The organism is Herbaspirillum autotrophicum (genome assembly GCF_001189915.1).
Lineage (GTDB): Bacteria > Pseudomonadota > Gammaproteobacteria > Burkholderiales > Burkholderiaceae_D > Herbaspirillum > Herbaspirillum autotrophicum.
In genome coordinates, this window is sequence record NZ_LFLS01000012.1 from 36493 (window position 1) to 49487 (window position 12995).

General features: G+C 59.7%; 9 protein-coding genes. 3 read left to right on the forward strand and 6 right to left on the reverse strand.

The features are described 5' to 3' along the window. Positions 1 to 9 precede the first annotated feature (9 nt). From AKL27_RS11225 to AKL27_RS11235, 3 genes are all read left to right on the forward strand, one after another. The gene (locus AKL27_RS11225; protein WP_050462915.1) at positions 10 to 2466 is read left to right on the forward strand and encodes a TonB-dependent receptor plug domain-containing protein; all 2457 of its coding nucleotides are present in this window, start codon (positions 10 to 12) and stop codon (positions 2464 to 2466) included. An 84-nt stretch (positions 2467 to 2550) separates the two neighbouring features. Continuing rightward, the gene (locus AKL27_RS11230) at positions 2551 to 3234 is read left to right on the forward strand and encodes a class II aldolase/adducin family protein (protein ID WP_050462916.1); all 684 of its coding nucleotides are present in this window, start codon (positions 2551 to 2553) and stop codon (positions 3232 to 3234) included. Positions 3235 to 3338: 104 nt separating this feature from the next. Then, the gene (locus AKL27_RS11235) at positions 3339 to 4439 is read left to right on the forward strand and encodes an ABC transporter substrate-binding protein (RefSeq protein ID WP_198155944.1); all 1101 of its coding nucleotides are present in this window, start codon (positions 3339 to 3341) and stop codon (positions 4437 to 4439) included. Between the two features lie 70 nt (positions 4440 to 4509). Here the strand turns inward: AKL27_RS11235 and AKL27_RS11240 are convergent, their stop codons facing one another. The 6 genes from AKL27_RS11240 to AKL27_RS11265 all read right to left on the reverse strand — a co-directional run bounded on the left by AKL27_RS11240 (position 4510) and on the right by AKL27_RS11265 (position 12993). Then, positions 4510 to 6315: an ABC transporter ATP-binding protein gene (locus AKL27_RS11240; RefSeq protein ID WP_050462918.1), complete on the reverse strand. Its 1806-nt coding sequence runs from the start codon at positions 6313 to 6315 to the stop codon at positions 4510 to 4512. A 22-nt stretch (positions 6316 to 6337) separates the two neighbouring features. Continuing rightward, positions 6338 to 8653: a molybdopterin-dependent oxidoreductase gene (locus AKL27_RS11245; protein WP_198155945.1), complete on the reverse strand. Its 2316-nt coding sequence runs from the start codon at positions 8651 to 8653 to the stop codon at positions 6338 to 6340. Next, on the reverse strand, positions 8650 to 9735 hold the full coding sequence (locus AKL27_RS11250; protein WP_050462919.1) for an ABC transporter substrate-binding protein: 1086 nt from the start codon (positions 9733 to 9735) through the stop codon (positions 8650 to 8652). Before AKL27_RS11250 ends, AKL27_RS11245 begins: the two co-directional genes overlap by 4 nt. A gap of 72 nt (positions 9736 to 9807) precedes the next feature. After that, positions 9808 to 10791, reverse strand: a complete 984-nt coding sequence (locus tag AKL27_RS11255; RefSeq protein ID WP_050462920.1) for a TauD/TfdA dioxygenase family protein — start codon at positions 10789 to 10791, stop codon at positions 9808 to 9810. Positions 10792 to 10811: 20 nt separating this feature from the next. After that, positions 10812 to 11693, reverse strand: coding sequence for a sulfurtransferase (locus AKL27_RS11260; RefSeq protein ID WP_198155946.1), 882 nt, complete (start codon positions 11691 to 11693; stop codon positions 10812 to 10814). A gap of 304 nt (positions 11694 to 11997) precedes the next feature. Continuing rightward, positions 11998 to 12993: a 2-hydroxyacid dehydrogenase gene (locus AKL27_RS11265; RefSeq protein ID WP_157056893.1), complete on the reverse strand. Its 996-nt coding sequence runs from the start codon at positions 12991 to 12993 to the stop codon at positions 11998 to 12000. Between the last annotated feature and the right edge of the window lie 2 nt (positions 12994 to 12995).

Consider the following 12995-nt stretch of genomic DNA (forward strand, 5'->3'; position numbering starts at 1 on the left):
ATACTTTTCATGACGACAAGAAAATTCAAAGTGCGCACCATCGTCGCACTGCTGGGGGTCGCTTTTTCACCGGCATTGCTGGCGCAAACACAAAGCCAGACGGCCAAGAGCACGGCGCAGGGCGATATACAACAACTCGATAACGTAGTGGTGCTCGGCACCCGCCGCGCCGACCAGACGGTGCTCAAAAGCGCAACACCGGTGGAAGTCATCAGCTCCCGGCAACTGGAAGAAAGCGGCGCCAAGAATGTGGCCGCGGCACTGGCCAAGCTGGTGCCTTCGATCAATTTCGACCCGTTCAGCAACTCCAACAATTCCGGCGCACGTCCGATTCAATTCCGCAGCCTGGGGCCTGATGAAGTCTTGATTCTGGTGAACGGCAAGCGGCGTCACGCCTCGGCCATGCTGCATGGCAAAGCCAGCTACGGCCGCGGCTCGCAATTCGTCGACGTCAACAACATTCCGGTCAGCGCGATTTCCCGCATTGAAGTATTGCGCGACGGTGCCTCTGCGCAATACGGCTCGGACGCGATTGCCGGCGTCATCAACATTGTGCTGCGCGAAGCCGACAGCGGCGGTGAACTGAATGTACGGGTCGGCGAATTTACCTCCGACAATCGCGGCGGCCTCGAAAAAACCTACAGCGGCTGGAAAGGCATTCAATTGGGCGAAGACGGCTTCCTGACCATCAGCGCCGAATGGAAAGACCAGAACCGCACCCGCAATCCCTATAGCGACAGCCGGCAACAATACTTCAACGGCGATCCGCGCGAAGCTACCGCGAATCGCCATGTCGGCAGCGGCGGCAGCGCCGATATCGACTCCAAATCGTTTGCACTGAATGGCGAAGTCGGAATCAACCGGGATGTCCGGCTGTACAGCTTCCTGACCTATGCCGACCGCTACAGCCAGGCCGCCGGCGTATGGCGCCGGCCGCAAGAAGACACCAACGTCCGCGCCATCTTTCCTGACGGTTATGCGCCGGAACTGGGTACCACGTCCAAGGATTTTGCTGCCGCCCTCGGCGTGCGTTTCGGTGATGTCGATCTGGACGGTGCCTTCGACCTGAGCGTCAATTTCGGCCAGAACGACATTGACCAGACGGTGACCAATTCAGTCAATGCCAGCTATGGCAAAGCCAGCCCGACGCAATTCTATCTGGGCAAACTGATCAATACGCAAACCAATGTGAATGCCGATTACACCAAAAGCATTCCGAGTACATTTGCCGTCAAGCCATTAACCTTTGGCGCCGGCGCCACGGCCCGTACCGAGAGTTATGAAATCCGTCGCGGTGACCCGGCCGGCTATTCTTACGGCGGTGTCGCCATTCTGGATGGCCCCAATGCCGGCAAACCGGCAGCACCGGGGGTGCAAGGCTTCACTGCATATCAGCCGCAAGATGAAGGTACGCTCAAGCGCAATGTCTATGGCGGCTATCTGAGTCTGGAAGGTCAATTGACCGACAAATTCCAGGCCGGTATTGCTGGTCGCGCCGAGCACTATTCCGACTTCGGCTGGACCGCCACCGGCAAGCTGTCGGCGCGCTACGACTTCACCCCGGCGGTAGCGATTCGCGGCACCGCCAGCAACGGCTTCCGCGCGCCGTCAGTGGGCCAGATGGGATTCTCCAACACCACCGTGACCTGGGTCGGCGGCACCCAATACGATACCCGCATCTTCCCGGTCAATCACGCGGCAGCGCAGGCGCTCGGTGCCAAACCGCTGGATCCGGAAAAATCGACCAACTACACCATCGGCACCGTGATTCGTCCGACCAGCCGCTCCTCGGTGACGCTGGACCTGTTCCAGATCGACATCAAGGATCGCATCACCCTGACCGATAACCTGACCGGCACCTATGTCAGAAACGTATTGACCAGGGCCGGTTATCCCACGGTACAAGGGGCCAGCTTCCTGTTCAACGGTCTCGATACGCAAACCCGCGGCGTCGATATCGTCGGCAAGCAACAACTCGACCTCGCCGGCGGCCTGCTCGATCTGAGCGCGGCCTTCAATATCAGCCGCACCAAAGTCAAGAATATCAAGGCCAATCCGGCCATTCTGCAAAATACCGGCATCACGCTGATCGGCCGTCAAACCGTCGGCATCATCGAAAAGAGTTCGCCGGCCACCAAACTGGTTCTGAACGCCCGCTACGAAATCGGCTCCTGGTCGTTCAACGGCACCGCGACCCGTTACGGTGGCTTTGAAACGGTCAGCACCGTGGCCTCCGCCGACGACAGCTTCGGCCCGCAGTGGGTGGCCGATCTGAGTGGCACGTACAAGGTCACGAAGAATTTCAGCATCACCTTCGGCGCCAACAATCTGTTTGATTCCTACCCCACCTACAGCGCCTTGCAACTGGCGCAAACCGGTGGCAGCAGCGGTCCGTACTTGAATGCCGGGGCCCCGGCAGGATCCCTCGGACGCTTTGTTTACGCGGCTGCCAACTATACGTTCTGAGTTGAAGCACACCAACACTTCGCTGTAACAACACACCCGCCGAAATAATAAACACGGCGGGCTTTCATGACCAAGGAGAAACCCATGAGCAACATTGCCACCACTGAAGAAGTCAAAATCGACATCCTGCAATTCGTGCAAAAATTCGAGCAAGACTTTGCCGAGGCACATCAACTGCTGCGCGACAGCAAGACCTTGTCGGTGACTGAGGCCGGCAACCTGAGCCTGCGCGTGCCGGGCGAAGACAAGATTGTGATTGCCGCCTTCAACGGTCCGAAGAACGGCGTTGCTGCCGTGGTCGATTTTGAGCTCAACAGCCATGGCGGCACCTTGACTGCCAGCCTGAAAGAAGTCGCCGCATTGCACATCGCGATTTTGCGCGAACGTCCTGCGATCAATGCCGTGGTGCACACCCACTCGCCCTACCTGACCGCATGGTCCATCGCCGGCCGCTCGCTGCCGGTACGATATGCCACGCTGCTGGGCAATGGCACCGACGATGTGCCGCTGGCCGCATGGGGCGCACGCTACGCGACGGAACCGGTAGTCGAGGTGCTGCAAAAGCACCCCAACGCCTATGCCACGCTGCTGGCAAACCATGGACCGTTTGTCTGGGGCGACACCGTAATCGGGGTAGCACGCCAGCTGGTGTTCCTGGAAGAAGCGTCGTATTTCACCTTCCTCGCAGAACAACTGGGCGGCGCCAGGGAATTGCCGGCCGGTGCCTACGAAGCAGTACAACTGGGCAAACAAAAGTATTACGCCTGATGTATTTCCTCTATCAGATCTGATTCGTTGATTCACCGAGCGCAGGACCCGCATGCCATCAAGGCATGCGGGTCTTGTATCGTTTTTACCTGTTGCAAAAATCCATGATGAATTCCTTGTTGCGCCTGCTTTCCCTGACACTTTTTCTGCTGCTGAATGCATGCTCCCCCACATCCGACAACACGCCGCCGGCCGCGTCCGGCACCAGCGACCTGAGCGAAAATGCTGCGGACCGGGCCGCCCTCGACCACCTGTATCAGTCGGCACGCCAGGCCGGCGAGATTGAAGCTGTCGCCTATATCGGCTCGGTACCGGAAGAGTTGCAGCCCTTGATGGATGCCTTTGGCCGCCGCTTTCCCGGTATCCGGCTCAATCTGCAACGGATGATGGGCGACAAGCTGCATATCCGCATCGATGCCGAATTCCACAGCGGCCGCCGCGCCGCCGATCTGGTATTCGGCGGCCTGACCGACCTCAGCACGCTGACTGCCAGCCAGCGCCTGGAAAGCTATACCCCGGACACGCTGGGGGCGTTGGACAAGCAATATTATGGCCCCGGCAATTACTTCCATGCGCCGTTCAAAAAGGGATTTGCAGTCGCGTACAACCCGACCCTGATCAAGAAGAGCGAATTGCCGGCCAGCGTTGCCGAGCTGGTCGATCCCAAATGGAAGGATCGTTTCGGCTTTCCTTCGCTGGCCCGATTCGGCCCCGGCGATCTGGTGCTGGCACTATCGCAACAGCATGGCGAACTGAGCGCAGCGCAATTGCGCGCGATCAGCAACAATGGCTTGCATGGGCCGCCGACGTCGGAACTGATCCCGGCAGTGGCGCAAGGACGGCTGCTGTTTACGGTCTGGTCAGGTGCCGCTGCCATCGTCGGCCAGCAAGTGCAAGGCGCCAATCTTGACATCGCCTTCCTGCCCAAGCTCGGCGTCCACCTGAATACCGGCGTGGCGTTGCTCAAAGGCGCACCCCATCCACACGCCGCCAAACTGGCCAAATCCTGGCTGTTCACACCGCAGGCGCAGAAAATCCTGGCGGACCTGAATTTCTACGGCACCATGCCGGACGCACCGTTGCCGCAAGGATTTCCGCCGTTGTCCGCGTATCTGAACGGCAATCAGCCGGAAGATGCGCGCCTGATCAAGCTGCTGGAAGATTTTGACGCTTACAAAATCGCCACCAGCGGCGCCCGACGCTAGTCGCCCGGTTTGTTGGTTTAAGCTGCCGGCGTACTGGCATGACCATGACAGCGGCACACCGCCGTCATGGTCATGATGATACTTCTTCCGCAAATCCTCCCGCCTGCATGCTCCACAAGCGGGCATACATGCCCTCCCTTTGCAGCAGATCGGCGTGGCTGCCGTCCTCAACAATTTCGCCGTCGCTGAACACCAGAATGCGGTCCATGTGCGCAATCGTCGACAAGCGGTGGGCAACCACGATCACCGTCTTCTGATGCATCACGTCCTGCAGCGTATCCTGGATGGTTTGCTCGGTGATCGAATCCAGACTGGAAGTGGCCTCGTCCAGAATCAGGATCGGCGCATCCTTCAACAGCACACGCGCAATCGCAATGCGCTGGCGCTGACCGCCCGACAGCTTGACGCCACGCTCGCCGACCATGGAACCATACGCTTCCGGCATGGCGGCAATGAAATCATGGGCATGCGCCTTGCGCGCGGCGGCTTCGACTTCTTCATCCGAAGCATCGATCTTGCCGTAACGGATATTCTCCAGCAGCGAGCGGTGAAACAAGGTCGGATCCTGCGGTATCAGGCCCAACTGCGAATGCAAGGCATCTTGCGTCAGATCGGAAATATCGATGCCATCGATACAGATTTTCCCGCCCTGCGGTTCAATCGTGCGCAACAGCAATTTGACGAACGTCGATTTTCCCGAACCCGAGGTACCAACCAGGCCAACATGCTGGCCAGGCGGAATGGTGACATTGAGACCATGAAACAATTGCTTGCCGTTGCCATAAGAGAAGTCCAGATTGTGGAATTCAATCGCTCCGTTGCCGATCTGTTCCACGCGGGCATGACTTTCGTCGATCAGTTCGTGCGGTTGCACGATGGTGTGCACGCCGTTGGCGACATTGCCGACGTATTCGAAAAACTCCAGAAAGCGCCGGCTCAGGTTGCGCGCTTCATTGATGATCAGCAACGACAGGCTGACCGCCATCACGAAATCGGCGACCCCGATCTGGCCTTGCTCCCACAGCATCAGCGCATACAGCAGGGTACCCACCTTCAACACCGCCGCCGCGCTGAACTGAAACCAGCGCACGCATTCAGCGTAATTGAGCGAACGGCGGATGGCGGCCATTTCACGCCGCAGATAATGTTCCAGATAGCTGCGCTCGAATCCCAGTCTGGCGAACAGGCGCACGCTCTCGAAATTGGCGATGGCATCGACGATCTTGCCGGTAGTTTCACTACGCGCACTGGCTGCATTCAGCGCATGCGGCTGACAGCGGGTAGCCAGCCAATAAGAGGCGCTGACAAAGAACACCGCCCAGCAGGCGACGAAGCCGCCCAACAGCACATTGACCCGCATCAGCAGGGCCACCGACACTGAAAACACGATGGTCATCGGCAGGAATTCGGTGATGATGGCCCACATCACCTGCGACACGCCCATTGCCATTTCGCTGATGCGGTGCGCCAGCGCGCCGGCAAAGTTATTGCTGAGATAACGATGTGAATGATGTTGCAGATAGTGATACACCAGCCGCGTCACATTCTGGCGCTGGCGCGGCCCGACCCGGATCTGGATCGCCCCCGCCATGCGGCCGAACAAGACCTCGCCGCAACTGAAGGCGATGAATAGCAGCAATGGAAAGTGCAACGCGGTGCGCCAGTCAACGCCGCTCTGCAATACCGTCACGCCCTTGATGATCAGGCTGACGGCGTAGGGAATCAAAATGCCGCAGGCGGCGTTCAATGATTCCAGCAACATCATGCCCAGATACCACCATTTGAAATTGGCAAAAAAGTGAGCGATGAAACGAAAGGCGCTTGCCGGCAACAGCGGTGAACCGGGTGCGCGTTTGAATACGTGGAATTGGGACATTTTCTATTTCTCAAATCTATCATCAGCACGCCACTGCGCGTGCCACAAAGTCGGGCAGATCGAAAGCGCTCACGGCCGGCAACGGGCCTTCCCAGCGTACGATGTCAACCAGACAGGATTGGGCGGCACAGCCCTGTGCCAGCGCCGAGGTCGGGCGGTCGCTGGTGAGCATATTGGGATTGCCATGCTTGTCGAGCGTCGGCTCGCCGTCATACCAGGGATCGAGCCAGGCACCGGTCGACAGCCGCACCACACCCGGCGCCATTGCCGCATTCAACTGCGCAATCGCAATACAGGCACCGCGCCGATTGAACACCCGCACCGCATCACCGTCGCCGATTGCGCGGCGGCCAGCGTCGTCGGGGTGCAGATGCAGCGGCTCGCGCCCGTGCCGTTTGGCGGCGCGGCTCCAGCGCGAATGATCGAGCTGGCTATGCAACTTGTTGGCTGGCTGATCTGAAATCAGATGCAAAGGATAGTCCTGCGCCAGACTGGCGCCCTGCCATTCTTCCGGCGGCAACCAGGCCGGATGCGGCGGACAGTCGGCCAGCCCGAAGCCGGCAATCACCTGCGAGTACAGTTCAATCCGGCCGCTCGGCGTCGGCAGCGGGTATTGCTGCGGGTCGCGCCGAAAATCGGCCAGCATGACAATCCCTTTATCCTCGTAATCAAAATCCACCACGCCCTGCGCACGAAACTGATCGAAATCCGGCAATGCGATCGCGGCGCTGGCCGCATTCGCCTGTGCCTGCTGATACAGATGGCGCAGCCATTGCTCGCTGCTCCTGCCTTCAGTAAAGGCCGCTTCATGCCCCATATACCCGGCCAGACGGGCAAAGATGGCATGGTCATCAAGCGCATCGGCATACGCCGGCAGTACCTGGCGCATCGCCACCAGATGGCGTTCGCGGGCAGCAAAGGCAATATCATCCCGCTCCAGCGTGGTGGTGACCGGCAACACCACATCCGCCATGCGCGCCTGCGGATTCCAGAACTGCTCATGCACGATGACGCTCTGCGGCCGTTGCCAGGCGCGGCGCAAGCGATTCAGGTCTTGCTGATGATGAAACGGATTGCCGCCGCACCAGTACACCAGCCTGATATGCGGATAGCGATAGTGACCGCCGTTATAGCGAAACTCTTTGCCCGGATGCAGCAGCATGTCGGTCAAGCGCGCTACCGGAATGAAATCACTGACCGCATTCTTGCCTTGCGCCAGCGTCGGCCCGGCAAAGCGGATATCGGCATTGCCGATGGCATTCATGGCACCGTAGCCGAGCCCGAAGCCACCGCCCGGCAAGCCGATCTGGCCCAACAAGGCGGCCAGCGCAATCAGGGCCCAGAACGGTTGTTCGCCATGCCGGGCGCGCTGCAACGACCACGAAATATTGACCATGGTGCGTGACGTCGCCATGCGGCGCGCCAGCGTCACCGTGCGCGCTGCTTCGATCTGGCAGATCGGCGCCGCCCAACAGGCATCTTTGACAATGCCATCGTCCAGACCAAACAGATAGCGGCGGAATTCGTCAAAACCGCTGCAATGCGAAGCAACAAAACCGGCGGCGTGCCACTGATTGGCAATCAACGTATGACACAAGGCCAGCATCAGTGCCGTATCGGTATTGGGCCGCACGGCAAACCAGTCGACCTCAGCACCGGTTTCCAGGTCATCCCGGGTCGGACTGATGTTGACGAACGCCACGCCGCGCTCGCGCATGTGCGTAAGGGCCGCAGCCGTCCGATGGCGGCCGGCGCTGCCATTGGTGATCTGCGAATTTTTCAGCGGCACGCCGCCGAAGCTGACGAACAGTTCGGTATGCGCGGCCAACACATCCCAGGTCGTGTGATGTGCGGTCAGCCAGGGCATCGATGCAATCACATGCGGCAGCAATACCGTGGCTGCCGCATTGCTATAGGAGTCGACACTGCGCACATAACCGCCGATACCGTTCAGGAAACGGTGCAACTGACTCTGTGCATGGTGAAACCGGCCGGCGCTGGACCAGCCGGCAGAACCGCCAAAAATGGCTTGATTGCCATGGGTCCCGATCACGCGGCCGAGTTCATCACCGACCAGCGCTATCGCTTCTTCCCATGTAACTTCGACAAACGGTTCCCGGCCACGCAAGTGGGGATTGCTGCCCGGCCCCTGTTGCAGCCAGCTTTGACGCACAGCAGGACGGCCGATGCGCAACGGGTGCTGGCTGGCTTCAAGCATGTGCAAGCCAATCGCAGAAGGCGCGGCATCCTGCTGCCATCCCTTCAACACCGGCTGCACACCATCATGCTCTACCTCGTAAATTCCCCAATGACTTGCGGTATACGATTTACGCATCATTCCTTCAGCGATTGCAGGGCCTCGTTCAGATAACTGTCATCCGCCCACTGCTGCACATTGAAATCGTTGGTGACATAGCCACGCTCGCGCAGGAAATTCTTCTTGATCTCGATTCCTTTCAGATTCTTCGCTGACAGTGCCGGCACAAAATCATGCTGGGCAATCGCCCGCGCCGCTACTTTGGCATTCGGCAAGAACGTCACGCGCGGGAAAATCTCGGCAGCGGCCTGGCGATTGGCATTGATCCAGCGACCGGCGCGGATCGATGCACGCAAAAAGGCAATCACCACTTCCGGATGGGCTTCGGCAAAATCGGTATTGACTGCATTGGTGTACGGGCCGTTGGCAATCTGCAAGGTCCAGTCGGCATGCGCGGACAAATCTTCAATCACCTTGAACTGCCCGGTTTCAACCAGTGCCAGAGAGCGCCCCAGCGAACTGTAGATGGCGTCGACGCTGCCGCTGCGCAAGGCCGCTACTTCCGGGTCTTCATGCTGCTTGCCGATGGCCTTGATCTGGCTCCACAACTCGTGCGGACGGACGGCAGGTTTCAGTTGCGGGGCGTCGCCCGGCTGCAACAGATCGACAATCTCCACCTCTTGCTCGGACAGCCCCGCCAGTTTCAGCGACAGATGGATACCATAGTCCGAGGCCGCACGCGAAAAGTCGATGCGTTCGGTATTCGGTGTTTTCGACAGACCGATGCGGCGCCCGCGCAGGTCGGCTACACGATAGATGCCGGAATCGGCACGCACCAGGATTTGCCCGCCCGATTGCGTATTGGTCAAACCGACCAGCTTGGTATCGGTCAGATCGGCCTTGGCCCAAATCGTAGGAATCGCTCCGCCGTCACGGAACAGCGGATTGAGCGAATGCCGGTAATGCGGCAACCAGCCGGCATTGTCGGCCAGCGAGCGCAGATAAGTCGGCTTGGCGCCGACACGCTTGAACTCTTCATCCAGCCAACCGAATTCGGTCGCGATATTGGATGCCACCAACACCGGGCAAATGGTGTAATACGCTTCGGTCAGGCTGGCTGGAGTGGTGGCGTATGGTGTTTGTTTTTCAGTAGTCAGGCTCATGTCTTATCCTCTGGAAAAGGTGAAACAACGGTAATTATTGAGATCTCAGCAAGCAAATCGGCGGCAAGTGCGTCAGGCCGCGACGGCGGCGTGGTCCGTCTGCTGGTAAGGGATAACGGCTTCGCCGCGGATCACCAGCCGGCGCAGCAAACGACGGTCGGTACTGGCAAAGGCTTCACGTCGATGCAACAGGCTGCGGTTATCCCAGATCAGGATGTCGCCGGCCTGCCATTGCTGTACCCACTGGAATTTTTCCTGCGTCACATGGGCCCACAGTTCATCCAGCAACGCCTCTGATTGCATAACAGCCAGGCCGCTCAGCCAGGCGTAGGGACGACGCCCCAGATACAGCGCCGGATGTCCGGTTTCCGGATGCCGGATCAGCAGCGGATGCAGGTGACCGGGCGAGATGCTGACGTCTTGCACGGCTTGCGCACCGGGCCGCAGATAGCCGGCAGCATCGATGATCTTGTCGTGTTTCAGCGCCAGCGCCGCCAACTGTTCCAGTTTGGACGCCGGCAATTCGGCGGTGGCCCTGACGGCGCTGGCGAAGAAAGTACGACCGCCAGTCGGCGGCACCTCGATCGCATACAAGATAGTGGCGCTGGGCGGTGCCTCGAATGAGGACATGTCGCTGTGCCACACCAGCTCGCCGTCACCGAGACCGCCGAGCGCCAGACCCTGTTCGATGACATTGGAGACATAGGTGAATTGCGGATACAGCGCGGCGCGCGGCGCCTGCGTCACTTCGCCGGGACGTCCGATGCCGGGCAAATCGGCACGCGTCACCGGACTCGGCAACGGATTCGAAATCTGGAATTCGCCGAACCAGCGGCCAAACGTGATTTGCTCATCCTCGTTCAGTTGCTGGCCACGGATACGAATCACTTCATACTTCAGCCACGCCTGGCGCAACTCCTGAGCCGTCGCAGCATCCAGCAAGCGCACATCGGGAATGCGGATATCGGCGCCAATCAATCCCGCTGACGGGATGACTTCGATGCGTTGGAATTGCGCATCGTGAGGGGCAGGTGCAGATTGCAATTGATCGCTCATGTGATTTCCTTGTCCCCGGTTCAACGCGCGATAGGAGCACCGACCAGACTGCCCCACTCCGTCCACGAACCGTCATAGACGCGCACATGAGAAAATCCCAGCAGCTCGGTCAAGACAAAAAAGGCCAGCGTCGAACGGTGACTCAAACGGCAATACACCACCGTTTCCTGTGTCGGATCGAGCCGCGCCGCGGCTGCTTTGGCTTGCAGTTCGGCCAGCGGACGCAGACGGCCGTCCTGATCCAGCAGATCGGCAAACGCAAATAACGTCGCCCCCGGAATATGACCGCCGCGCTCGGCGCCGTTATTGGCACCACCTTCCGGACTGACGCGTTTGCCGTCGTATTCTTCCGTGGTACGAATATCGAGAATGCGCAGCGTGCTGTCGTTGAGACGCTGCCTGATTTCATCGCGCCCGATCCGTATCCGTTGTTCATTGCCGGCATCTTCCGGATGCGGATCACCGTGCAGCGGCGCAGCGATCACCGTCTGCAACGCAGCCAGTTCGACTACCGGAAAATCGTCAGCCCGCCACGCGCGCAAGCCGCCGTTGAGCACGCTGACGCGTTGCAGGCCGGCGCGCAGGAAGGCCCAGCGCGCATAGAAGCCAAACTGGGTCGGCTCGCCGTAAAACACCAGGTGGCTGTCAACATCAATCCCGGCCGCCGCCAGCCTGAGACGCAATACTTCGGCACTGGCAAACTGGCGCTGATAGTCGTCCCACAACAATTCTTTCCAGTGAAATGCATGCGCGCCGCCGATCTTGAATGCCGGTTGTTCTGCTTCCGGATGTTTGTGCTGGATGGCGATGATGCTGATTTCCTTGCTGTCCTGATGGCGCGATAACCACGCGCTGTCAATCAGGGGCTGGATGCCAATGGCGTTGCTGGCGATGTCGTTCATATGCTCTTTCTGTAAGTTGATCTGATTTGCGAGGTACGGCATACCAGCTGTTGCGCCTGTGATTGCCGATGTCATTGCGGACTACTTAGCAAATACCGAACCAGCTTTGAACTGACATGAAAAAAGACGCCGCCATTGCTGACGGCGCCTTGCCGGCACTGGCGTTGCGTGCTTCTGCTGTGATCCACGCCAAGCCGTTGCGAGAATTTTATTCTGCTGCAAGCTGCTGCAAACAGAACAGCCGCTGACCAGAAAAGCGGCGGTATCGCAAGCCGCCGGTGAAAACGCAGCAACCCCTGCCAGATCAGCCCAGCGCTACCGGTGCCGGCGTCAACACGCCGTTACCGGCAAAGAAGGATTCCAGATTAGCGGACAACAACGCCAGTACCGCCGCCTGCGTTTCCGGCGATTGCGCCGCAACGTGCGGCGTCAGGATCAGATTCGGCAAGGCGCGCAGCGCGGGATCGACATGCGGCTCGCCTTCGATCACGTCCAGCGCGGCACCGGCGATGGTATTGCTGCGCAAGGCAGCAGCCAATGCCGTGGTATCCACCACGCTGCCGCGCGCGACATTGACCAGAATGCCGTCCGGCCCCAATGCCTGCAATACCCCGGCATTGACCAGATGCCGCGTGGCGCTGCCGCCGGGGCACGAGACGACGAGAAAATCAACCGCGTGCGCCAACGCCGTGACGTCGCTGACAAAGTGATAAGCACTGTCGGCCTGCGGCCGCCGGCCATGATAAAAAATTTCCGCATCGAAGCCCTGCAGACGCCGGGCGATGTCCTTGCCGATATGACCGAGGCCGATGATGCCGACTTTTTTCCCGGTCAATTGCGCCAGTTGCTGCGGCCGGGCGATGCCACTGGCAGCGTCGATGCCGGCACGCACCACGCCGCGCGCTGCGGCCAGCAACAAGGCCAGCGCATGATCGGCGACGCAAGCAGCATTGGTGCCCGGCCCGTAGCTGACTTCGATGCCGCGCTCGCGTGCGGCCGCCACATCCACCTGCTCGTAGCCGGCACCGGTCACGGCAATCAGTTCCAGCGCCGGAAAGTCGTCTGCGCTGAACGGATTCAAGCCGCGCCCGCCGACCGTGACGACGGCGCGTATCGCTTGCCGGACTGCCGCCGGCAACCGCTCCAACTGCTCGCCCGGCAACAGATAATGAATCTGGTAGCGCGTGGCCAGCGCCCGCGCAAAGCTGTCCTGATAGCGCATCAGCACAGCAATGTCCGGCAGCTGCGACGTGGCCGCCGCTGTCGCCGGGGCTTGCGGTTCAATGATGGTAGTCGTCATGT